Source organism: Pseudarthrobacter sp. GA104 (genome assembly GCF_009741265.1).
Lineage (GTDB): Bacteria > Actinomycetota > Actinomycetes > Actinomycetales > Micrococcaceae > Arthrobacter.
Window position 1 is genome coordinate 1,129,458 of the sequence record NZ_WOWL01000001.1, and the last position, 22,948, is coordinate 1,152,405.

The 22,948-nt window shown below is 68.3% G+C and carries 20 protein-coding genes; 8 read left to right on the forward strand and 12 right to left on the reverse strand.

What is annotated here, in order from left to right; all coding sequences use genetic code 11:
* Nucleotides 1-628: 628 nt before the first annotated feature.
* The 4 genes from GK109_RS05040 to GK109_RS05055 all read right to left on the reverse strand — a co-directional run bounded on the left by GK109_RS05040 (nucleotide 629) and on the right by GK109_RS05055 (nucleotide 4,518).
* The gene (locus tag GK109_RS05040; RefSeq protein WP_157238909.1) at nucleotides 629-1,396 is read right to left on the reverse strand and encodes a type 1 glutamine amidotransferase domain-containing protein; all 768 of its coding nucleotides are present in this window, start codon (nucleotides 1,394-1,396) and stop codon (nucleotides 629-631) included.
* Between the two features lie 65 nt (nucleotides 1,397-1,461).
* Nucleotides 1,462-2,244: a hypothetical protein gene (locus tag GK109_RS05045; RefSeq protein ID WP_157238910.1), complete on the reverse strand. Its 783-nt coding sequence runs from the start codon at nucleotides 2,242-2,244 to the stop codon at nucleotides 1,462-1,464.
* 218 nt (nucleotides 2,245-2,462) lie between these two features.
* Nucleotides 2,463-3,461, reverse strand: coding sequence for an aldo/keto reductase family protein (locus GK109_RS05050; protein ID WP_157238911.1), 999 nt, complete (start codon nucleotides 3,459-3,461; stop codon nucleotides 2,463-2,465).
* Between the two features lie 19 nt (nucleotides 3,462-3,480).
* A complete protein-coding gene (locus tag GK109_RS05055) occupies nucleotides 3,481-4,518 on the reverse strand; it encodes a LacI family DNA-binding transcriptional regulator (protein WP_197432415.1) in 1,038 nt (345 codons plus the stop codon).
* Nucleotides 4,519-4,707: 189 nt separating this feature from the next.
* Here GK109_RS05055 and GK109_RS05060 point away from each other — a divergent pair, with 189 nt between their 5' ends.
* Nucleotides 4,708-5,652 carry a bile acid:sodium symporter family protein gene (locus GK109_RS05060; RefSeq protein ID WP_370460406.1) on the forward strand — a complete coding sequence of 315 codons (945 nt, stop codon included), beginning with the start codon at nucleotides 4,708-4,710 and terminating at the stop codon, nucleotides 5,650-5,652.
* Between the two features lie 126 nt (nucleotides 5,653-5,778).
* Here the strand turns inward: GK109_RS05060 and GK109_RS05065 are convergent, their stop codons facing one another.
* Nucleotides 5,779-7,287, reverse strand: coding sequence for an MFS transporter (locus GK109_RS05065; protein ID WP_231754801.1), 1,509 nt, complete (start codon nucleotides 7,285-7,287; stop codon nucleotides 5,779-5,781).
* A 282-nt stretch (nucleotides 7,288-7,569) separates the two neighbouring features.
* Here GK109_RS05065 and GK109_RS05070 point away from each other — a divergent pair, with 282 nt between their 5' ends.
* From GK109_RS05070 to GK109_RS05090, 5 genes are all read left to right on the forward strand, one after another.
* A complete protein-coding gene (locus GK109_RS05070; protein WP_370460407.1) occupies nucleotides 7,570-9,282 on the forward strand; it encodes a DUF222 domain-containing protein in 1,713 nt (570 codons plus the stop codon).
* A gap of 142 nt (nucleotides 9,283-9,424) precedes the next feature.
* Nucleotides 9,425-9,952 carry a DM13 domain-containing protein gene (locus tag GK109_RS05075; protein ID WP_370460408.1) on the forward strand — a complete coding sequence of 176 codons (528 nt, stop codon included), beginning with the start codon at nucleotides 9,425-9,427 and terminating at the stop codon, nucleotides 9,950-9,952.
* Nucleotides 9,953-10,047: 95 nt separating this feature from the next.
* Nucleotides 10,048-11,616 (forward strand): serine hydrolase domain-containing protein, encoded by a 1,569-nt coding sequence (locus GK109_RS05080; RefSeq protein WP_370460409.1) that lies wholly within the window; start codon nucleotides 10,048-10,050, stop codon nucleotides 11,614-11,616.
* Between the two features lie 4 nt (nucleotides 11,617-11,620).
* Entirely contained in the window at nucleotides 11,621-12,133 is a 513-nt protein-coding gene (locus GK109_RS05085) for an isoprenylcysteine carboxylmethyltransferase family protein (RefSeq protein WP_157238915.1), read from the forward strand.
* Nucleotides 12,134-12,231: 98 nt separating this feature from the next.
* Nucleotides 12,232-13,926 (forward strand): SulP family inorganic anion transporter, encoded by a 1,695-nt coding sequence (locus GK109_RS05090; RefSeq protein WP_157238916.1) that lies wholly within the window; start codon nucleotides 12,232-12,234, stop codon nucleotides 13,924-13,926.
* A 6-nt stretch (nucleotides 13,927-13,932) separates the two neighbouring features.
* On the opposite strand, the gene GK109_RS05095 is transcribed toward GK109_RS05090, so the two are convergent.
* The 4 genes from GK109_RS05095 to GK109_RS05110 all read right to left on the reverse strand — a co-directional run bounded on the left by GK109_RS05095 (nucleotide 13,933) and on the right by GK109_RS05110 (nucleotide 17,100).
* On the reverse strand, nucleotides 13,933-15,168 hold the full coding sequence (locus GK109_RS05095) for an endonuclease/exonuclease/phosphatase family protein (RefSeq protein ID WP_370460410.1): 1,236 nt from the start codon (nucleotides 15,166-15,168) through the stop codon (nucleotides 13,933-13,935).
* Between the two features lie 172 nt (nucleotides 15,169-15,340).
* Entirely contained in the window at nucleotides 15,341-15,661 is a 321-nt protein-coding gene (locus GK109_RS05100; RefSeq protein ID WP_157238918.1) for a GYD domain-containing protein, read from the reverse strand.
* Between the two features lie 12 nt (nucleotides 15,662-15,673).
* Nucleotides 15,674-16,441, reverse strand: a complete 768-nt coding sequence (locus GK109_RS05105; RefSeq protein ID WP_321215521.1) for a DUF2182 domain-containing protein — start codon at nucleotides 16,439-16,441, stop codon at nucleotides 15,674-15,676.
* A 53-nt stretch (nucleotides 16,442-16,494) separates the two neighbouring features.
* Nucleotides 16,495-17,100, reverse strand: a complete 606-nt coding sequence (locus tag GK109_RS05110; protein WP_157242658.1) for a DUF1326 domain-containing protein — start codon at nucleotides 17,098-17,100, stop codon at nucleotides 16,495-16,497.
* 353 nt (nucleotides 17,101-17,453) lie between these two features.
* Here GK109_RS05110 and GK109_RS05115 point away from each other — a divergent pair, with 353 nt between their 5' ends.
* Entirely contained in the window at nucleotides 17,454-20,126 is a 2,673-nt protein-coding gene (locus GK109_RS05115; protein ID WP_157238920.1) for a PEP/pyruvate-binding domain-containing protein, read from the forward strand.
* A gap of 4 nt (nucleotides 20,127-20,130) precedes the next feature.
* Here the strand turns inward: GK109_RS05115 and GK109_RS05120 are convergent, their stop codons facing one another.
* Nucleotides 20,131-20,397, reverse strand: a complete 267-nt coding sequence (locus tag GK109_RS05120; protein ID WP_157238921.1) for a hypothetical protein — start codon at nucleotides 20,395-20,397, stop codon at nucleotides 20,131-20,133.
* A 106-nt stretch (nucleotides 20,398-20,503) separates the two neighbouring features.
* Between GK109_RS05120 and GK109_RS05125 the strand changes: the two genes are divergently transcribed.
* Nucleotides 20,504-20,971 (forward strand): hypothetical protein, encoded by a 468-nt coding sequence (locus GK109_RS05125; RefSeq protein WP_157238922.1) that lies wholly within the window; start codon nucleotides 20,504-20,506, stop codon nucleotides 20,969-20,971.
* Between the two features lie 18 nt (nucleotides 20,972-20,989).
* Here the strand turns inward: GK109_RS05125 and GK109_RS05130 are convergent, their stop codons facing one another.
* Both GK109_RS05130 and GK109_RS05135 read right to left on the reverse strand, forming a co-directional pair.
* Nucleotides 20,990-21,880, reverse strand: a complete 891-nt coding sequence (locus GK109_RS05130) for a diacylglycerol kinase family protein (protein WP_157238923.1) — start codon at nucleotides 21,878-21,880, stop codon at nucleotides 20,990-20,992.
* Between the two features lie 141 nt (nucleotides 21,881-22,021).
* Nucleotides 22,022-22,900, reverse strand: a complete 879-nt coding sequence (locus tag GK109_RS05135; protein WP_157238924.1) for a DUF1524 domain-containing protein — start codon at nucleotides 22,898-22,900, stop codon at nucleotides 22,022-22,024.
* Nucleotides 22,901-22,948: the final 48 nt, after the last annotated feature.

A 22,948-nucleotide genomic window follows, 5' to 3' on the forward strand; every position in this document is an offset into this window, starting at 1 on the left:
TGTCGGGTTGAAATTTTTATTCAGGCATGCAATTACTATGCATTGATGGTGAGGCATGGATCACATAACTGTCAAGGCAGGCCATGTTCAAAGGGAATTAGGGCGCGTCGCACCAGCCGAGGACCCGCAGAGCGTGGAACGTCAGCCACTTGGACGGCTCGCCGGCCGGAACCACACACGGCCGGGGTGGCGCCGCTCCTGCAACGACGTGCCGTCCTGTTGCCGGGCTGACCGGACCAGCTCGATAGCGTCAGCCAAGCGCGGATGCGTAGTTCCGCCGTCGTTCATTGCTGCCGCGCGGAAGTAGTCCGCCGCGTTCAAGGCTTTGTAGAACCAGCGGAACGAGGACCGGGCGCCGGATCGGGGCCCCAGTCGCGCAGCGTGTTCAGGGACCAGGTGGTGGCGGTGTACGGCTGCCCCGCATCTTCTGCAGCCTCCGGCCCCTCGAAGTAGGAGTCCTTGGGAAAGTACGATCCGCCTGCACACTGCCCGTCCGGATCCTGCAGCGCGAGCAGCTGCGTCGGAGCGGCAGCCGAGGCCTGCGCCAGGGGCTCCGGGTTCCCCCTGTACGCAAACTGACGGCCACCCTTTCATCCGGGTGGCCGCCAGTTTCAATGCCTGCTGGGTGCTACTGCTCCGCTTCCGCGGCAGCCGCCTTGACGGCGTCCTTCTCGGCGCGCAGAGCCTTGGCGTCGTGCTGTTCCTCGGCTTTTTCCTGGTGGATGACCACTGCGAAGAGCTTCTCCATCTCTTTGGCCACGCCGGCAGCTGACGCCGGGTTCTGGCCGGTCACCAGCCGGTCGTCAACCACAACCTTTTCCTCAAAGACATCAGCGAAGACGTGGGTGGCGCCCTGCTCCTCAAGTCGGTCCGCCAGGAAGAACGGAATGACCTTGTCCTTGCCTGCAGCGACTTCCTCGTCATTGGTGAAGGCGGCCACCTTGCGGCCCTCGACGAGGCGAAGCCCGTTCTCCAGTTCCACGTTCAGCAGGCCGGCCGGTCCATGGCAGACCGCGCCCACCAAACCGCCGTTGTTGTAGACGCTGGCCACCAGGTTCTGCAGGCCTTCGCTGTCCGGGAAGTCCCACATGGTGCCGTGGCCGCCCACGAGATAGACGGCGTCGTACTGCTCCGGATCCACGACGTCGACGCGGGCAGTGTTGTAGAGGCCGGCGCGCGTGGTCTCATCCTCCGTGAAGGCGACCTGGATGGGATCTTTCGTGTCCACCTCGTCGCGCGGGGGCTGGCCGCCCTGGATGGACGCAAAGTCGACGAAATGCCCGGAATCCTTGAACACCTTCCAGGGATGCGCAGCCTCAGCCACGTTGTAACCGGTCTTCTCTCCCGTATCGCCGATCTCGGAAACGCTGGTCAGTACCATGAGGATTTTCTTCATGAAATGCTCCTATCGTCCAACTCCCCACCCTACGCCCAGCCCGATCCGCGGCGTCCGGAGGCGATTCAGGGCTGGCCTGTGGGGACGAGCCGGTAAGCGAACCGGCTGTCCGGGCCACCGGGTCCGATCCTGAGGTCGGCTCCCTCGGTGGGCAGCACCACCGGCACCTTGAACACGCTCCCGCCGCAAGGGACCTGCACGGGGGCGAGGACTTCCGCTCCCTTCCAGGTGGAGACGGACAACTCGGCTACCGGCAGTCCGGCACAGACCAGGTGCAGTTCAAAGTGGCCCGGTGGGGCCGACAGGCTGGCCGTGGTGGTTGTGTTCCCGCTGCTGGTTCCCCGCAGCTCTCCGGGCATAGGTGGTTGCAGCTGCTGTGCTGCCCAGTCTGAAAGGTCTTCGGCTTCCGAGAGCCTGCGGTCAGGGTTGGCCTGCACCTTGACGCCCGTTGCGGCGGGTCTGCCCGTGGGCGGCACCGCGCTGATGGTGAGGAGCCCGCCGTCGTGCCTGACAAAGCGGTCCAGTCTGGAGGTGCACTCGAAGCCGGTCGCTTCCGGGACGCCGTCAGGCTTCACCAAAGTGAGCTTGGCCCCGTAAACCCCTGCGCAGGCGCCGGTGACCAGATAGTCTCCGGGCGCCAGGTCCAGGGACAGCTTCCCGGCAGGTTCAGCCTCCGACGGCATGCCCGGGTCCGTGGGGGAAGCCTCGAGCAAACGGGCCACTTCGTTGACGTTCTCCTTGAACGCGGCCGACGGCGTTGCGGGCGGCGGGGATGAAGGCACCGGCGGCTCGTCCGGGCCGCTGTACTCACATCCCGCCAGCGACATGGCCAGAACGGCCGCAGCCATGGACATCCTTATGCGCCGTGCCGGCATCCCCCCATGAGACATGACGCCGAGTCTACGGGCCTGGCACCCGGCGGGAGCGGCGCAGCGCGAGGGGGCCGGCAGTAGCTGTCAGCCGAAATACCGTCCCCCCGCCTTTACGGCCCGTTACGCCCGTCTCCGGGGCCGCAAGAGCCGGGCTCCGGGCGCCGTGGAGCCCCAACAGCCCACCGCTGAAAGCGTCAGACGCGTTCCGGGAAGGACTCCACCTTCGCGGGATCCCGCTCCACGAGGTCCCCCAGGACGGCATCCACCCGGCTGAGGAGCTCCGGGTCAAGGCGCACTCCCGCCGCGGTGACGTTGTCCCGGAGCTGCTCCGGCCGTGAGGCGCCCACAATGGCGGACGAGACGTTCTGGTTCTGCAGGACCCAGGCCACGGCAAACGCCGCCATGGACAGCCCGGCCTCTTCCGCCAGCGGCTTGAGCTCCTGGACCCGCTCCAGCACCTCCTCCTGCATGTACCGGTGCTCGGTCTTGGCCCCGCCGTCGTCCGTGGTGAAGCGTGACGCCGCGGGTCCGCCCTGTCCTGGAAGGTACTTGCCGGTGAGGACACCCTGGGCGATGGGTGACCAGACAATCTGGGACAGCCCCAGTTCCTGGCTCAGGGGCACGATTTCGGGCTCGATGACCCGCCACAGCATGTTGTACTGCGGCTGGCTGGAGACCAGGTGGATGCCGAGCTCCCGGGCGAGCTTGGCGCCGCGGCGGATCTCATCCACCGTCCACTCCGAAACGCCGATGTAGTGGGCCTTGCCTGCGCGGACAATGTCGGCGAAGGCCTGCATGGTCTCTTCGAGCGGAGTCTCGTAGTCGTACCGGTGGGCCTGGTAGAGGTCCACGTAGTCCGTGCGGAGCCGGCGCAGCGAGCCGTTGATGGACTCCATGATGTGCTTCCGGGACAGCCCGCGATCGTTCTTGCCCTCCCCCGTGGGGAAATAGACCTTGGTGAAGAGCTCCAAGCCCTCGCGCCGGGTCCCCTTGAGCGCCTCACCCAGTGCCGTCTCGGCGCGCGTGCCGGCGTAGGCGTCCGCCGTGTCGAACGTGGTGATGCCTAGGTCAAGGGCGGTGCGGACGCACTCGGTGGCTGCGTCCTGGTCGATCTGTTCGCCGTGCGTGGTCCAGTTGCCGTAGGCGATGGCGCTGACGTACATGCCTGAGTTTCCAAGCTTGCGGTATTCCATGGTTTTCCTCCCGTAGGGGTCAGTTCTGGCTGGAAAGGGCCGCCCGGCGAAGGCGCCGGGGCGGTGCGGTGGTGTGGCGGACCACGAGGCGGGGCTCGATGGTGCCTGCGGAAGCGGGGGCGCCGGACAGGGCGGCGAGGACGGCCCCGGCCGCCAGGCTGCCCTGTTCGGAAACGCCGTGGTCCATGGTGGTGAGCCCAACGGCACCGGCGAGCTCGTGGTTGTCGTATCCCACCACGGAGAAGTCGCCCGGGACGTCCATTCCCGCCCCGCGAAGGGTGGCGAGCGCTCCGAAGGCGAGCTCATCCGACGCAGCGACCAGCGCCGTCGGCGGTTCCGCCGCGGTGAGCAGCTCCGCCATGGCCGCCGCTCCGGCGTCCACCGTGTTCTCGACGGCGAGCACCATCGCCGGATCAGCCGGCAGCCCCGCTTCGGCAAGCGCTTCCTGGTAGCCGAGAAGCCGCTCGGCCGGCGGCACCCCGCCGAGCGGTGAGCCTTCCTCCTGCCGGATGCCGAGGAAGGCAATCCGTTCGTGCCCGAGGTTCAGCAGGTGCATGGCCGCCGCGCGCCCGCCGGCCCTGTCCTCCACCCGGACCGATGACGCTCCGGCCCGCTCGGAACCGACAAGGGCAACAGCCAGCCCCTGGGCCTGGAGCGCCGCGAGCTCGGCGGGGGCCAGCTGGAGGGCGATCACGAGGGCAGCGTCAGCACGGCCGTGGAGCCGGGGGCCGGCAAAGAACTTCTCCCGCAGGTCCGGCGTGGACAGTTCCACCAGGAGCACGTCATAGCCCTCCCGGCTCAGCACCCGTCCGGCGGCCGCGATGACCTCCGCGAAGAACCACTTGCTGAGCAGGGGCACGACGACGGCGACAGTCCGGGTGCGTCCGGTCGCCAGCCTTGAGGCGCTGGGCGAGATGGCGTAGCCGAGTGCTTCCGCAGCTTCCTGCACGCGCTTGCGGGTGGCAGCCGAGATCCCCGGGACGTCCCTCAGCGCACGCGAAACCGTTGAAATCGAAACTCCCGCGCGTTCCGCTACCTGCTCTACTGTTGTTGACACGCCTTCCACGGTAGCCATGCAGCATCATCTTCGCAAGCGCTTGCAAATATGCCGCGCGGCGCCACAGTGGCGCGTCATCAATCTCCGCCGATTCCGAGAGCCAGCACTCACTGTGATAATCCGGTAGCCACGTCTTCTTTATCCGAGTCCGCCGCGCCCGCATCCGCCGCCGAGGAACGCAGCGCCCGCGTGGCCGTCACCCTCTTTCCCCTTCTCATCCTGGCCGGAGGCGCCGTGGCACTTGCCGCGCCGGCGGCTTTCACAGGCCTGGGCCCCTGGATCAACCCCCTTCTGGGGGTCATCATGTTCGGCATGGGGCTGACGCTGACGCCGCCCGACTTCGCCGTCATCGCCAAGCGGCCCGTTCCCGTGGTGATCGGCGTGGTGGCGCAGTACGCCATCATGCCGTTCCTTGGCTGGCTGATCGCGGCGGCACTCGGGCTGCCCCCCGCGCTGGCGGCAGGCGTCATCCTGGTGGGCTGCTGCCCCGGCGGCACTGCCTCCAACGTGGTGTCCTACCTGGCCAAGGGGGACGTGGCCCTGTCCGTGGCAATGACCACAGTGTCCACGCTGTTAGCTCCCCTGCTCACCCCGGTGCTGGCCCTGTGGCTGGCCGGACAGTACATGCCGGTCGACGCCGGCTCCATGGCCTGGTCCATCGTCCAGATCGTGCTGTTCCCCGTGCTGCTGGGACTGGTGATCCGGCTCTTCCTGCCGCGCCTGGTCAACAAGTCGCTGCCCGCCCTGCCCTGGATCTCGGTCCTCGCCATCACCGTCGTGGTGGTGGCAGTGGTGGCCGGAAGCGCCAAGGCGATTTTCTCGGCCGGGCTCCTGGTTCTTGTGGCTGTCATCCTGCACAACGGGCTGGGATACGCCCTGGGTTACGCCGCCGCCCGCTTGTTCAGGCTGCCGGTTCCGTCCCGGCGCACCACCGCTATTGAGGTCGGCATGCAGAACTCGGGCCTTGCCGCAGGCCTGGCACGGCAGTACCTGACTCCCGAATCAGCCCTGCCCGGCGCCATTTTCTCGGTATGGCACAACGTTTCCGGCGCTGTACTGGCCGCCTACTGGCGCCGCCGCGGCACCGTTGCCGCACGCGACAGGGATGTGGCTCCCGTGGTGATCGTGGAGTAACAGAAACCACGCCCTCACCGCGCGGCGTCCGTGCCGCTGCCGGGAACCACCGAGACACGAACTGTCAACGTTCGCCCTGGCTGCGACGGTCGCGATCATCGAGGCCGCAGCCCTGGCCGTTTCACATCACCGTCGGCTTTCCGGGCCGCCCTTGTGCTCCGCCCGAGCAATCTCGAAGCTGCTTTCGAACGGCAGCGTGTCCACGTCCAGGAGCGGGTTGTTGTCCTGCGTCGCCACAAGCTTCCGGGCCGCCTCCTCCGACTCCACGCTGGGCATGGACCCGGGCAGGTGCCGCCGGGCCGATTCGGGCAGGAACCGGATGGCCACGGCAGCCACCACGGCCACGGCCATGAGGTAGTACGCAATTGCCATGTCGTCGCCGGTCAGCTGGATCAGGGACGCGATGATGAACGGTGCCGTTCCGCCGAAGATGGCCACCGCCAGGTTGTAGGCGATTCCCATGGCGGAATAGCGGTGCTCGGTGGGAAAGAGCGCGGGCAGCGCCGACGCGAGGTTCGGCACCGAGAACGCCACCGGGAAGGCGATCAGGGCCAGGCCCAGCAACGTCATAGGGAGGCTGCCCGCCGCTATCGCCAGGAACGCGGGAACCGCGAACGCCACGGTGCTGAAGGCCCCGATCCACAGCACGGGACGGCGGCCGATCCGGTCCGAGAGCAGCCCCGTGAACGGGATGCACAACGCCATGGCCACCAGCACAGGGATGGTCAGCAGCGTCCCCTCCACCTCGCTGTACCCCTTGTTGCTGGTCAGGTACGTGGGCATGTAGGACGTGAGGGCGTAGGCCACCGTGTTGGCTGCCGCCGCCAGGATCATGGCCAGCACGATCGGCCGCCAGTGCGCCTTCAGGATCCCGACCGGGCCCACCGGGCGGAGATCCTCCCCCGTCTCGGGGTGCTTGGCTGCCACGGCTTCGGCTTCCAGCGTGGCTTTGAAAGCGGCCGACTCCTCGATCTTCATCCGGAAGTAGACAGCGACGGCGCCCAGCGGACCGGCCACCAGGAACGGGATCCGCCAGCCCCACGCCTCCATCTGCTCCTGGCCCAGCGCCAGCTGGAGGAGGGACACCACCAGCCCGCCCGCCGCGAAACCCAGGTAGCTGCCCATATCCAGGAAACTGACGTAGAAACCGCGGCGGCGGTCCGGGGAATGCTCGCACACGAACGTGGTGGCGCCCGAGTATTCGCCGCCGGTGGAAAAGCCCTGCACCAGCTTGAGGACCACCAGCAGCACCGCCGCCCAGATGCCCAGCACCGCGTACCCGGGCAGCAGGCCGACGGCGAACGTCGCGGCCGCCATGAGCATCAGTGTCATGGCCAGCACCTTCTGGCGGCCCATCTTGTCGCCCAGCCAGCCGAAAAAGATCCCGCCCAGCGGCCGGGCGATGAACGTGGCGCCGAAGGTCCCCAGCAGGAACAGGTTCTGCACGGCCCTGTCCGCCTCAGGCAGGAACACCGGCCCCATGGTGGTGATGAGGTAGCCGAACACGCCCACGTCGTACCATTCCATCGTGTTGCCCACGATGGTCCCGCCGAGCGCCTTCCGCAGCGTGCGGGGGTTGACGACATTGACGTCGGAAACCTGCAGCCGCCGCTGCCGCCCTCTGTGCTCTGTCATGGCCCGCTCACCGCCGCCTCGCTCGCTTAGCTGGGCATACGTCGTCGTTCGTCCGGCCCGCCTGGCCGGCAGGAGCCCAACACTTTCGATCATCCTGCCGCTGCACCCACCAGGGCAACAACGGTTGCGCTTTTGGGAGAAGTACGACGGCGGCACGCACTGTGAGAGCGCGGGCGTGTGTTCCGCTTGGACGGGCCCTGTGTGGCCCCGCCAGGCCTGCTGGTTTGGCCCAGTCCGGTGCCGGCCGGCCAAAATGTCGTACCCCCGTTAGACGATATTCCTGTGGAAAACGGAGCGGGAACCGGGACGGGAGTGGAGGCTATCCATGCCACCGTTGCTGCGCTCGCCGCGCTTGATGCCGAGGACGCCGCCCTCGCTTCTGCCGGAGCCTCAGGTACCGCGGGGGACGGAGTCGATGTATTGCAGCGGGCGTACGAAATCCGGCTCGAGCGGATGGGGCTGGAGAAGAAGCTGGAGTCCCAGGCCTCGGCGCGGAAGGTGCGGTCCGCCGCCGAAGCGATGGACCTGCAGCGCGCCATGACCCCGCCGGACGCGCCCCTGCATGACCGGACCTACACCGAGATCTCCACTGTTGAGGAAATCGCCGGGATCCTCACCATCAGCTCCGGTGCCGCGTCCGCGTTCGTCACCCAGTCCCGGCAGGTGTGTGCAATGCCGCCGCTCATGGACGCCCTTTCCGCCGGCAGCCTCTCCTGGCAGCAGGCCCGGATTTTTGCCGACGAAACTGAGTGTTTGGACCACGCCGCCGCAGGCGCGCTGGTGGAGCACTTCCTCGACCCCGACGCACCCAACCCGGCCCGGGGCTGCCCCGCCTCGGAACTGGTGCCGGCCCGGTTACGGGCAAAGGTGCGGGGCTGGCGGGAACGCCATCACCCGGAGTCGATCGAGAAGCGCCACCGCAAGGGCGTGGCCGATCGGCGCGTGGAATTCACGCCGGACCGTGACGGGATGGCCTGGATCGCTGCGTACCTGCCCGCCGACCAAGCCCTGGCGATCTGGAACGACCTCACCGCAACCGCCCGAAGCCTCCAAGGCCCCGACGAGCCCCGCACCCTCACCCAACTCCGGCCCGACATCCTCACCCACCGGCTCCTCACCTACCGAAGCGCCATAACCCCGGGGCCCACCGGGACCGGTGACGTCTCGGGCGAGGCGCCGGAGGACATGATCGGCCTGGCCACAGTCGTCGGCTCCGACGAACCCGCAACAGACCTGGGCATTAGCGACCATCCCGGCAGCCACGGCAACCGGGCACCGGCAGAACCGGACCCCACCGCGCCCGGCACCTTCGAAAGCACGCCCAACCCCGCCCTGGACACGGATGCCGCGAAGGTCCCCACTCCCCGCGCCGACGTGCTTGTGACCGTTCCGTTCTTCGCCCTTCTCGGACTCACCGACGAACCCGCCGCGCTCGACGGCTACGGCCCCATCCCCGCCTCGATGGCCCGCCAGCTCCTCTCCGGGGGTGCCGAGTCGTTCCGCCGCGTCCTGCTTGACCCGAGCGACGGAACACCACTGGAGATCGGCCGCACCAGTTATCGACTCACCAAAGCCATGAGGAAAGCGCTGCATCTTCGGGACGGCAAATGCGCTTTCCCCGGCTGCAGTAACAACGCCCTCGACAACGAAATCGACCACCTCAAGGCCTGGCAACACGGCGGAACCACCGGAATCAGCAACCTGGCACAGGTCTGCCCAAAACATCACCGGCTCAAACACAACAGCGGCTGGGAACCGACGCCGGCTGCCAAGGACGAACCACCCGGCTGGACCTCACCCACAGGGCAGCAGTACCACGCCGAACAACCCGACCGCGAACCACCACAATGGCCGCCGGACATCCTGCCACTGGAAAACAGTGCCCCGGAAACCAGCCCGACGAAATCTTGTGGGTCGAAGATCAGCGCATCCGAAACCAGTCCAGCACACACCAGTGCGCTGGAAGGGCTGCTGCTCCAGCTCTTGTCCGGATGATGGGCCACGTGTTCAAGGTGCCCTCACCCTGTGCTGACCGGGACGGGGCCGGGGGACGCATCGGACTGGCCTTCCGGGACCGGAACGGCGCCTCTCGTCCGGACGTTGACGTGGTATGAGAAGGCGCGTTGTCATACCGGCTGTGGCGCTCGTGGCTGTCATCGCGGTTGCTGTGGGGCTGTACCTGTTCCAGCCCTGGCGCATCTTCACCAGCTCAACCGTGATCGAGGATGTTCCGGCAGTCGCCACGACCGCGGTCGAGTCACAGGGGCCCTCGGCAGCGCCCTCCCCCGCCGCGCCCGTTGCGCCCGTTGCGCTTCCGCGTGAACTGGCAGCCGGCCGGCTGATCAGCCATGAACACACCAGCTCGGGAACAGTGAAGATCCTCGAGCTTTCCGACGGGAGCCGGATCCTCCGGTTCGAAGGCCTCGATACTTCCGATGGTCCGGACCTCCGGGTGTGGCTCAGCAACGCCCCGGTGGTGGAGGGATTCGCCGGCTGGTACGTCTTCGACGACGGCGCGTACCTCGACCTCGGGGCACTCAAAGCCAACAAGGGCGATCAGAACTATGACATCCCGGCCGGGACGGTGCTGAGCGACTATGGCTCGGTCAGCATCTGGTGCGCCCGTTTCGCCGTGTCCTTCGCCGCCGCCGAGCTGAACCCGTAGACACGTCTCACGCTGACCGGACAGCATTGTCTTCCGCCTGGCCAGGCCCTACCGTGAAGGGACTGCCGGCCTAAGCAGGTGCAGCCATGTGGACAATGTCCAGGTCACCGCGCTGCCTCCTCTTGTGCCTCCTGGTGGCCGTCGCAGGCGCCGCCCCGACAACAGCCGCCATCGCAACAGGTGCCGCCACGGACACCGCCCAAGCCCAACACGCCTACGCCGCGGTGGACGCCTTCCTGCTTGACCAGCTCGAAACCCTCGGCATTCCCGGTGCCGCGATCGCCGTCGTGCGTGACGGCAGGCAGGTGCACTCCGCCGCCTTCGGCAAGGCGGACCCGGCCGGACGGCCGATGACCCCCCAGACGCCGGTGCTGCTGGCCTCCACCAGCAAGTCCCTGACGGCCATCGCGGTGATGCAGCAGGTGGAGGCCGGTCGGCTGCGGCTGGATGAGCCCGTGCGGACCTACCTGCCCTGGTTCACGCTGGACGATCCCCGGTCCCCGGCCATCACGGTCCGGCACCTGCTCCACCAGACCAGCGGCATGTCCTCCAGGGACACGGCCTTCGAGGCGTCCCTCAGCCAGGAGCCGGAAGCCCTCGAGGCATCAGTCCGTGGGATGGCCGGATCCCCGCTGGCCGGCGACCCGGGGCAGCGTTTCCACTACGCCAGTGCCAACTACAACGTACTGGGCCTCCTGGTGCAGACCGTCGCCAACCAGCCCTTCGGGGAGTACCTGCAGCAGTACGTCTTCGGACCGCTGGGCATGGTGCACAGCCATACGACGGCGGCCGCTGCCCGGGACGACAATGCGGCCGAAGGCTATGCCCGCTGGTTCAGCACCGCCTGGGTCCGGACCGAGGTCCCGGCGCCCGCCGCGGGAATGCCCTCCAGCACCCTGTACGCCTCGGCCGAGGACCTGGGCCGCGAGCTGACGGCACTGCTCGACGGCGGGCGGTACGGGACCGCCCGCATCCTCGAGCCTGGAAGCGTGGCGGCGATGTTCGTACCCCGCACCTCCGTGGACGCATCGAAGGGCTACGGCATGGGCTGGTACACCCGGCCGCTCGCGGAAGCCGTTGACCCCGCTGCCCGGGGCACCGCCGCTGAAGACGAGCCGCTGCTGCTGGAGCACCAGGGGGAATGGGGCAACAGCCACACCTACCTGGCGATGGTCCCGGACTCCGGCCTGGGCGTGGCCCTGGTCATCAACGGCAACGACACCGCGGCCCCGTCCCGGCTCAAGGCCATCGACACGAACATCCTGCGGATCCTCCACGGGCACTCCCCCGTCCCCGCCGTGGTGTCCGAGGACTGGCTGCAGCAGTCCAGCTGGGCCGTCTCGGCGGGCCTGCTGCTGGCGGAACTACTGAGCCTGTGGCTGTCCCTCTCGGTGATTTTCCGACGGCGGTTCGCGCGCCGTGGACGATGGGCTCCCCCGGCGTGGGCCGCCGCCGCTCTGACACTGGATGCCTTTGCCCTCTGGCTGTGCCTCATCTACGCGCCCGCCCGGTTCGACACCGACCTGCTGGTCATCATCCGCCAGTTCCCGGACGTCGGCGTTTCGCTGGTGCCGGTGCTGGGACTCGCCATCCTGTGGCCTGTTCCGCGGACCGTCTGGCTGCTCTCCAGGGTGCTGCGCCGGGGCCTGCACGGCGTACCCTGAAGCCATGAAAGCCGGCGTCAGTCCTGTGCGCACCCTGGCGGGACGCGTGAAGGCCGTCTACGAAAACCTTCCGCTGCCGCCGGCCGTGGTGGCGGCGATGGCCCTCGATGCCCTCCTTGCCAGGCTCCGTCCCCTGCCGCTTCCCGGCCCCCGTTCCGTCCACAGAGCGGCAGGCACGGGCCTGGTGATCGCCGGCGCCGGCCTCAATGCCTGGGCCCTGGCCGAACGCCGGCGGCGCTCGGCCGGCCCGTTTGACCTGGAGCACCCGGAGGACCTGGTGGTCACCGGCCCGTATGCCGTCACCCGCCACCCGATGTACGTGGGCTGGTGGCTCATCCAGCTCGGCGCGGGAACCATGGCCGGGTCAGCCTGGGTCCTCGCGCTGCTGCCGGCCGAGCTACTGGTGGAGCACCGGTTCGTCCTGGACGAGGAGGCCACGCTCGCCGGGCTGTTCCCGGAGTCCTACCCGGACTACGCGGAAAAGGTGCCACGCTACCTCGGGCTCCCCCGCATGTAGGTTCGTTTCGGCTGGAACCCAGGCGCCGCCGTCGTACGCCGCCACGCAACGCCCAACTATGGATGGCGGCAGGGGCCGTGTTGGGCCATGATCTGAAGATGAGCCGCTCCGGAAACGCCCGATCCCGGTGGCTCCCGCCAGCCCTGCGCGGCTACAAAACCGAGTGGCTGCGGCACGACCTGGTGGCAGGCCTCGCGCTCTTCGCGATCCTGGTTCCCGCGGGCATGGCGTACGCCCAGGCCGCCGGCCTGCCGCCGGTGACGGGCCTCTACGCGACGGTGGTGCCGCTGATTGTCTACGCGGCAGTGGGGCCGTCGCGCGTGCTGGTGCTGGGGCCGGACTCCGCGCTCGCCCCGATGATCGTGGCGGCGCTGGTTCCCCTGGCCGCGGACAACGACCAGAAATCCGTGGCCCTGGCCGGCCTCCTGGCCATCCTGATCGGCCTCATCCTGCTATGCGGTTCGGCCCTGCGGCTGGGCATCATCACGGGACTGCTGTCCAAGCCCATCCGGCTGGGCTACCTCAACGGCATCGCCCTGCTGGTGGCGGTGTCCCAGCTTCCCACCCTCCTGGGGATCTCCGTGGAGGACGGCACGCCCTGGGAAAAACTGCTGGCCGCAACGCCGAAGGTGCTTGCCGGCGAAACCAACGTGACGGCACTGCTGCTGGGCCTGGCCTCGCTGGCGCTCATCTGGGTTCCCCGCCGGCTGAACTGGAAGGTACCCGGCGTGCTCATCGCGGTGGTGGTGTCCTGCCTCGCCGTGGCCGTGCTGGGACTCCAGGAGCGCGTCAAAGTCACCGGCGCCCTCCCGCAGGGGCTCCCCGCGCCGGCCCTCGGCGGAATCGGCTGGGCCGACGTCCTGGCGCTCCTGCCGGCCGCCGCCGCCATTGCCCTCATCGTCTTCGTTGATACCGGAACCCTGTCCCAGTCCCTGGCCGCGGCAGGGGACCGCAGGGTCTCCGGCAACCATGAAATGGCCGCCCTGGGCGCGGCGAACGCGGCCAGCGGGCTGCTGGGCGGCTTCCCGATCTCGGCCAGCGCGTCCCGCACGCCGGTGGCCGTGGAGGCCGGGGCGAAATCCCAGCTCACGGGTGTGGCAGGTGCCGTCCTGGTGCTCGGCTTCATGCTGGCGGCGCCCGGCGTCACCGAGTTCCTGCCGGCCGCCACCCTGGCCGCCATTGTCATCGCGGCAGCCGCAGCACTGGCCGACCCCGCCGGCGTGCGGCGGCTGATCGGCATGAGCCGCAGTGAATCCCTGGTGATGCTGGCGGCGTTCCTGGGGGTCACCATCCTGGGGGTCCTCCCGGGCATCGCCGTGGCCGTGGGCCTGGCCATCCTGGACTTCCTGCGGCGGGCCTGGGACCCCTACCGCGCCGAGCTGGTGGACGTGCCCGGGGTGCCGGGCTACCACGACGTGAGCCGCCATCCGGACGGCGAACGCGTCCCCGGCATGCTGATCCTGCGCTTCGACGCACCGCTTTTTTTTGGCAACGGATCGCTGCTGGGGTCTTTCGTGCGCACCAAGCTCGACCAGGCGCCGCCCGGCATCGAACGCGTGGTGCTGGCGGCAGAGCCGGTGACGGGAATCGACACCACGGCACTGGACGAGCTGGTGCAGCTGGACGAATGGCTGGAACGGCACGGCGTGGACCTGGTGTTCGCAGAGCTCAAAGGCCCGGTCAAGGACAGGCTGGTGCAGTACGGCGTGGGCTCCCGCTTCTCGCCCGGACACTTCTACCCGACCGTGAGCGAAGCCGTGCGGGCGTTCCAGCGGGAGGGCGGGGGAAACTAGTAGTCCTCAGCCGCGCACCTGCATGTCCACCCACACGAGGCGGTGGTCGCTGCCCGGGAACGGATAGGCGCCGGTCAGCCGTGACAGGGGGTCGGCCTGGGTGGGCCAGAACACGCCGGAATCGAGGACCCGGATCCTGCGTGAGGGCAGCACGTAGTCAGCCCGCAAGTTTCCCGGGGCGGTGTCGGCGAAGTCGGCAGTGTCGTAGCGGGGGTCACCCTTGTGGGCGGCATTGGCTCCGCCCTGCAGGGCCGCGGCCTCCACGGCGCCATCGGAGGCCGGCAGCGGGTCCACGATCTGCTTGGAATCAAGGAGCTGGTTGACCGCGCCGTCCACGGAGTCGCCGTCGAGCGGGTCGGCGTTCTGGTCGCCGACGATGACGAACGGTTCGCTCGGCAGGAGCCCCCGCTTTCCGCCCTCATCATCCACGATGTATGCCGATTTGCCCGGCGTGACGTAGTCAGCCCAGAACCGGATCTCGTCGTGGTTGCGGCGGCCGTTCCGGTCCTCGGGGCCGTCAAAGGTTGGCGGTGTGGGGTGCGAGGCAAGCACGTGCACCGTTTCGCCGCCCACCTTCACCGGAACGTCCCAGTGCGACTTGCTCGACAGGCGCACCACCTCGAGTTCCTCCGGCGAATACCAGTCTGCAGGTTCGGGTGTCGCCGGGTTGTCCGGCAGGAGCGCACCCGGCATGTCCTTCCAGAGGAAGTTCTGGAACGTCCTCACGTTTTCCGTGTCGATGGGGTACTTCGACAGGATGGCCATGCCGTACTGGCCCTCGAATGCGCCGAAGCCGAAGGCGTCGTCACCGCCGCCGACCCTGCCGTTGTTGTTGAGGTCGAACCCGCTCGGGATCCCGGTGTTCGACGGCGCCACGTAGGCATAGGGGTAGTCCACGGGATCAGCCCCGCCCTGGCCTGCCGCCAGGTAGTTGTCGCGGAACAGATCGGCGGCCCGCATGTTGGGCACGTAGTCGAACTCGTTCAGCAGGATGACGTCCGGGTTCGCACGCTGGATGACCTCGGCGACGGTGCGTGCCTGCGGGTCGTCCGGAGTGCTCAGGTCGGCCTCGAGTTCGCCGGCGCTTGCCCGGTTCAGCGACAGGTTGTAGGTGGCCACCCGCAGGTCCTCCGCATGGTCCTTTGAGGGCTCGGCGGCGGCCGGAGTCCCGGCGGTACCAACGGCGAGACTACCGACGACGGCAGCGATGACGGCAGCGGTGAGGGGGCGTCTGGTGGACACGGGACTCCTTGGCAGCGATGAGGCGGTACGAACAACGGTGCGTTCAACCTATGCCGCCAACATGACCACGGGGAGTACGCCGGGCGAACGGAAACTTGCGCCGGCGGCACCCAGCCGGCGGCCGCCGTCGTAAGTGGACGACGGCGGCCGCAGGCCAAAGTGCCGGCCTCCCCTACTGTCCCGGGGCCCGGTACGACGGGGTCTTCTTGGCTGCCTCGTCGATGTCTTCCACGGTGAGGAGCGGCTTCAGGCGGACGTTGACGCTCCCTGTGGAATTGACGATCAGTGACAATGCTGCGGCACTGGCATCGTCCGGCGCCTCGAAAACGCCAAGGACGTCGTAGTAGCCAAACGCGTAGTAGAAGCTCTCCAGCGAACCGCCTATGGACTTGAGGGCCTCGGCCAGGGCCTCACGCCGCTTGGTGCCCCCTTCCTTCATGAGCCCCTTGATTCCCTCGCCCATGTACGTTGCTTCAAACAGATACTTCGGCATCGCTTTTCCCTTCTACATTCCCATCCCGGTTGTCGCCGAGGGAGCAAGTGCCACACCGAGTGCAATGGCAGCCAGCGCCACCGCAACGGACCAGTTGGCCAGCCGCTTCCACGGCAGCATCTTCTCCCCCGCGATGAAGGCCCCGATCAGGGCCATCCATCCGACGCTCATCGCGCCAAGCGCGAACAGCGCCGTCATCAGCGCCCAGCAGCAGGCCACACACCAGGCGCCGTGCTCCACGCCCATCCGGACGGCACCCGCGTAGCCCGGCCGCATCCGGTGCAGGATAAAGTCCATCGGGGACCGGCATTTCATCAGGCTGACGTTTTTTGCCGGGGTGAACTGATAAACCGCCGCCATCATGATGACTCCGGCCGCAATGTAGCGCCCGCCCTGGTCAGCAGCGAAAACCCCTGGCACCGCCGCGGCCGCCCACGCATAGAGCCCATACGCCACCAGGCCAAAGGCCGTCCATGATGCGAGGTACCCGGCCACGAAGGCGGCAGTGGACCCTGCCGGAGCGTACTGTCCGCCCTGCCGTCGGTGCCGCTGGATCCGGTGGTATGCCACCACCATCGGTGCCACGGACGGGAACATCATGGCTGCGAGCATCACCACCCACGTCACGGTGAAGAAGCCCACCGGCCCCGGGGCCGTCCAGATACCCATGTCCATCCCGGTCAGCTGCGTGGACGCCAATATCCAGCTGGCAGCGGCGAGGACCAGCAGGACAGCCACGAGGACTGCCTCCCGCGGATCGACACGGGAGGCTTTCGCCACCGTCTGACCGGTTACGCTCCTGAACAGCTTCCTGCGTTCCACCGGCCGGCCGTTCAGACCCGGCCCTTGGGGGCACCCTCCGCCATCTCACTGGCGAACGTGAAGTCGGACGTTTCGCCGTAGACGCCGTCGAAGTCGATACCGAAAAGGTCCACGTGCCCGGGCCCCTTTCCGATCCGGAACTCAGGCGCAAAGCCGTACATCGCGTTCTTCATTGTGGTCACGCCGCCGTCGGGTCCGGGCAGCGGCTCGAACGTGAACCGGGCCTTGTCCGAGACCGAACCGGAAGGCCGCTCACCGTCCGTGAATGTGACCGCGGCGCGCTCCAGTCCCAGCCACTCGCCGTACAGGCCGGCAAAGTCGCCGAAGGGGCCCCCGGCCTGGCCGCGAAGGATGGTTTCCAGGGCGCTCACCTGGTCGTCGGATGCGGACTGGTCGACGACGACGCCCACCTTCCAGCCGCCCCCTGTCAGATTCGTGGGGAACCAGCCGACGAAGGCGAAGTCGACGCCGGAAAGATCCGTGCCGTCATGATTTCCCTTTGCAATGTGGAACACATTCAGGTTGCGGCACTCGCCCCCGGGCCCGGTGGGCACGCCGTCCACGGGGCATGGACACACCAGCTGGCACGTGCAGTTTCCAGCGTATGTTCCGGACATTTCCCAAGACACAGCATCCTCCTCACCTGGCGCCAGCGCCGTGCAGAGGTGGCCCGGACCGGCGCCTCGTTCCGTGGAAACGGGGTGAATGACCCCGTTAACGCAGACGCTATTCCTCCGGCTGCGGGCAGTCAATATGCCGAAATACCCAATGTCAGGAGCCCTTGGAGCGGCGGGCCAAGGCCGTTCGGCCCTAGCGATGTCCGGCGGCTCGGCCCACGCTGGATCAGGAAGGCATGGGGGGGCAAAACGCCCGCGGGTCCTGCGTCGAGCCTTTACCGGGCCGGGGGCTCCGGGCACCTCCAGGAATGTCCGTTGCACGACCACGGCTCACCCGGCAAGGAGGCGCAGCGATGACGTACATCAGCGATCTGGGCGACGTGGGGCGCGGCGATGTTGCCGTGGCCGGCGGCAAGGCCGTGGGGCTCGGCGGCCTCATCCAGGCCGGGTTGCCGGTCCCGCCGGGGTTTGTCCTGACCACCGCCGCGTACTCGGAGTTCGTCACGGCGAACACCCTCGGCGCGGCCATCCAGGACCTGGCCGCGCTGCCACCGCAGGCTTCGCCGCAGGACTATGAGGACGCCTCGGAGCGGATCCGCGGCCTGTTCCGGAACGGCACCATGCCGGCCGGGATCGCGGCCAGGCTCGGCGCCGCCTACGAGCGCCTGGGCGGCGGGGACACCGCAGTGTCGGTGCGGTCCTCCGCCACCGCCGAGGACCTCGAATCGGCCAGTTTCGCCGGGCAGCAGGAAAGCTACCTGAACGTCCGCGGCACGGCGGCACTGACGGAGGCCGTCATCAACTGCTGGGCCTCCCTCTGGACGGCGCGCGCCATGGCCTACCGCGCCCGCGAAGGCGTGCGGCCCGACCAGGTGCGCCTCGCCGTCGTGATCCAGCAGATGGTGGAGGCCGAGGCCGCCGGGGTGATGTTCACCGCCAACCCCGCAAACGGGCGGCGCGACCAGGCGGTGATCAGCGCCGCGTGGGGGCTGGGCGAGGCCGTGGTCAGCGGGACGGTCACCACGGACGACCTCGTGGTGGACGCCGGGACCGGCGCGGTGGTGTCGCGGCAGACGGCGGACAAGGAAATCATGACCGTCTCCGCGGAGGACGGAACCCGGGAGGAACCGGTGGCGGCAGCCCGCCGTCGTGCGCCCGTCCTGGACGACCAGGAGGCGGCCGAACTGGCCCGCTACGGACAGCGGATCGCGGAACATTTCGGGGTGCCGCAGGACATCGAGTGGGCGCGGGCCGGCGGCCGGTTCTACCTGCTGCAGTCCCGCCCCATCACGGCCCTGCCCGAACCCGCCGCGGAAACCCCGGAGACCTGGCCGCTGCCGTATCCGAAGGGCCTCTACTTCCGCGCGAGCATCGTGGAACAGCTCCCCGACCCGCTCTCCCCGCTCTTCGCCGACCTGATTGACGGCTCGGTATCGCGCTCGCTGCGGGCCCTGATGGCGGAAGCGACCGGCAAGGACGTCCTCCGCGAGGGCGACATTCACCTGCCCACCATCAACGGCTACGCCTATTACTACTACCGCACCTCCGGCATGTGGCGCCTGACGGGCAGGCTGTTCACGGCACTGGGCGCGCTGGCCCGCGGCAAAGGGCACATGGGCATAGCGGGCTGGCGCGAATACTCGCATCCGCGCTACGAACGGGTGATCAAGGACTGGTCCGTGACGCCGCCGGCGGACCTCTCCGGGGAGGAACTGCGGGCGGGGGCGCAGGCCCTCCTGGACGCCGGAACCGTGTACTACACCGCCGTTCAGTCCATCATTCCGCTCGCCACCATGAGCGAAATCTCCTTCCGGGCCTTCTACGACAAGGTCCTCCGGCGCGACGGCGATCCGCCGGCCCAGACCTTCCTCCTGGGCTTCGACAGCGAGCCCATCCGGGCGGAGAAGTCCCTGTACGACCTGGCCGGCTGGGCCCGGAGCGATCCCGGACTGGCAGCGGCCCTGCTGGAACGGCCGACGGCGGTGCTCGCCGAGTGCCAGCGCACCGGCTCCGCGCCCGAGGGTGTGGACGACGTCCTGTGGCAGGAATGGCGGTTCACGTTCAGGGAGCACCTGGACCGGTTTGGCCACGCCGTCTACAACCTGGATTTCGCCACCCCGGTGCCGGCCGACGATCCCTCCGCCCAGCTGGAGACCGTGAAGTTCTACCTGCGCGGGCAAGGCACCGACCCGCACGAGCGGCAGCAGCTCCTGACCGAGCGCCGGGAAGAACTGACCAAGCAGATGGAAGGCAGGCTGGGACCGCGCCGCCGGGCCGTGTTCCGCCGGCTGCTGGGGTGGGCGCAGGAGACCGCGCCCATCCGTGAGGACGCGCTGGCCGACGTCGGACTCGCCTGGCCGCTGCTGCGGCGGATGCTGCTGGAACTGGGCCGGCGCCTGGTGGACTCCGGTGTTATCGCCGCGCCGGACGACGTGTTCTGGCTGCGGTTCCAGGAACTGCGGAGCGCCGTCGAGTTCGGCCTCGCCGAACCGGAAGCCCGCGGGGGCGCTGCAATCGCCGGGGCCGGGCGGCCCGTGCGCGCAGCTGCCGTGGAGGAGCGCAGGATGCTGTGGCGGGGCCAGGTGAAGGCTGCCGCGCCGCAGATGCTGCCGGAGCGCCGGTGGATGGACAAAGCCTTCGGTTCCATGATGCCGGCAGGCTCCCAGCACCAGCCCGGTGATGTGATCAAGGGTGCCGGGGCGAGCTCCGGCCGGGTCACCGCGCCGGCCCGCGTGCTGAGGGGCCCGCAGGATTTCACCCTCATGCAGCCCGGCGAGGTGCTGGTGGCCCGCATCACCACACCCGCGTGGACGCCGCTGTTCGCGATGGCCTCCGGCGTGGTGACGGACGTCGGCGGCCCGCTCAGCCACAGCTCCATCGTGGCCCGCGAGTACGGCATCCCTGCTGTCCTCGGCACCGGGGTTGCCACGCAGCGGCTTGCCGGCGGCCCGCGGGTCAGCGTGGACGGGGACGCGGGGACGGTCACGATCGAGGACCATGCCGGTCCGGGGGTTCCCCGGGGCTGAGCGGTTACTCCCCCATGCCGGGATGCACGGGAACAAAATCGACTTTGTTGCCGGAGTTCTGCCGGCCGGCGGACGTCCTCGAGAATCCCCGCGCGTCGAGGCCGTTCTTCGCGCGGAATTCCGCAAGGGCTGCGTCGTAGGCATTGTTGAGGGTCTGCCCTGAGAACTCACCGGCGCTGCCGTCGGTGAAGGCGATCCTGATGCGGACGCTGTTGGGGTAGTGCCGGTTCATCCGGATGAAGCCGTCTGCGTCCTGCTGGAGAGTAATCAAGGGAATCCGCTTTCGTGGTGGGTGCAGCTTCCAGTCTGGCGCAGATTCACTCCGCGCAGGTACCGTCCATGCAGTAAAGAGTGGCGGGGAGGCGCATAGTTGAAGAATGACAGGTCCTTACACCCGGGGCGATTCCTTCACCAGCGAGGCCTCCCGGAAACACATCAGGCGGGCGCTCGGAGACTACGGGGCAACGGACGTTCTTTTCACCCAACGCGGGAACCATAGTGCCATTGCCTTCAAGGGCGGCGGGCGGCAATTCCGGATTGTCCTGCCGCTGTTGCAGTCCGAAGGCCCCCTGGTTATCCGCGGGGACATCGCCGACGGCCCGCTTCACGAGGCGAACGCAAAACTCCTCGAACGCGCCAACCGCAAGTCCTGGCATGCCCTGGCACTGGCCATCGACGCCAAACTCGCGGCTGCGGCGGCAGGCATTGCCACCCTTGAATCCGAATTCCTGGCCCACGTGGTTCTGCCGGGAAACAAGACCGTGCTCGACGAGCTCGGCCCCGTCATCGACTCTGCCTACCGGTCAGGGCGGCGTCCGTCCTTCGGCGGTCCAGCACACGCTTAGGGCAACCGCCCTGATCCGTCAGATGGTGGAGAGGGCGCCCTTGGCGCTTTCCACCAGGACATGGGTCCCCGCCTGGACATAGACCACTTCGCCGTCAATCTGGCAGGGTACGGCGTCCCGCGTCGTGAAGGCGTAACTGCTGACGCTGGGCTGGTGCCCAAGCCCCAGCGTGACGGCCCGAAGGGTCATGAGCGCCATCCTCATAAGCCCGGCATGGGGCAGCGTCACCACCTCGAACCGGCCATCGTCCGGGGAGTGCGACTCGCTGACCGTTCCATATTTGGCCATGCGCGAGACGTTGGCCAGGATCAGGCTGTCGAACTTCGCGGTGGCGCCGTCGGCCCGCACCAGCTCAAACGGTCTCAGGCCCGAAAGCGTCCGGGCAACGGAGATGAGTTCCAGGACTTTCCCTTTTCCACCCTTTTCGATCCCGATGGCCATCAGCGGCGTGAGCCCGAACCCCACATAGGAGTGCGCGTACCGGACCTGCTCCCGGTGCATCCCCCGGAAGGTCACGCGCAACAGGTCGATGCGGCGGACGCTGCCCGCACGGATGGCCTCGGTGAGCGGCCGGACCTGCATGCTCCTGTGGTGATCGTTGGCGTTGCCTGCCGGGAGCACAGTGCACACCGCCTTGCTGGCGGGCATGTCCATCACCCCGTTGACCACCTCGTTGTACCCGCCGTCGCCGCTGACCGAGACGATGAGCGGTTCTCCGCTTCCGGCCGCTGACCGTGCCAGGTCCCGGGCGTGCCCCGCGAACTCCGTGGGCAGCAGGACCACCTGCAGGCCCGGAAGGTTCGTGGCAAGCTCCTCCTGCAGTGAATCGATCCGCGCGGCCATCCCGGCCCTCGTCGGATTGAAAATGAGGACGACCCGGTCAAAGGCCGGTGCCCGGTCGTCAGCCATCGTGCCCATCCTCCGGTGCCCTTTGTTGCCTTGGTGCGGTCAACTCCAGCCTATCCGTGGATACCCCCGTCCTGAAGTTGACCGTGCCGCCGTCGTCCGCAGTGCCCTGCCGGACAGCCCCCGGATTGGCCCAGGCAACAGCTACCCCTCGCAGGCCACCCCGTCGGAATCCCCGTCGAGCCCGGACCTGTAGCCTGGCGAACCGGCGTACAGAGGGGCCGCTCCGGCAGCCACCACCTCGGCGCAGTTGGCGTAATAGACCGCGGCAGGAGCGGCGGGTTCGACGGCGGCGGGCGCCACCTGCCCGGGGCACCCGCCGAGGATGCCCACGATTGCGTCGTGCTCGGCCTGCGTCACCCACAGGCTGTACCGTGCCTTCACCGAGACCTGCCGGGCGACGTACTCGCACCGGAAGCCCTTGTTCGCGGGCAGCCAGGTGGCGGCGTCGCCGTCGCCCTTTTGCTGGTTGGTGGGGCCGTCCGTTGCCTGCAGGTTCAGCGGATCGTTGGCGAACGCCGTCCGCTGCTCCGTGGTCAGCTGCTGCGCGCCCTTCTGCCAGGCGTCGCTGAGCGCCACCACGTGGTCGATCTGCACGGCACTGCTGGTGGTGGTGCCGCGGACGAAGCTGATGGTTGTGCCGGTGTACGGGTCCGCCAGGATGCCGGTCTTGACCGTGCAGGGGACGCTGGTGGTGTAGGTGACCTCGGTCAGGTCCCGCCGCAGGATGTCGTTCCGGGTATCGCAGCCGTTCTGGTCCACGTCCGCCCACGTCGGGCCAAACAGTGCCCGCTCGTATCCGGTCTTGGGCGCGCGGCCCTTCACGGGGAGGGTGGCCAGCAGGTCCGCTGCCTCAACGGCGGCCGACGGCCCGGCCGCCTGTGTTGCGGTGCTGTCCAGGGTGTCGGCAGCTGCCGGGGCACCCCCGGTGAGCAGGGCAAGGACGGCGGCAAGTACGACGGCGGCCGCCGTGCGGGTGCCGGACGCAGGCATGGTTTCAGGCAAGGACGTGGCGATGGACATGCGGTTCCCCAGGTTGTGTGCACGACAGGTTCCGGCGCACAGGCATCA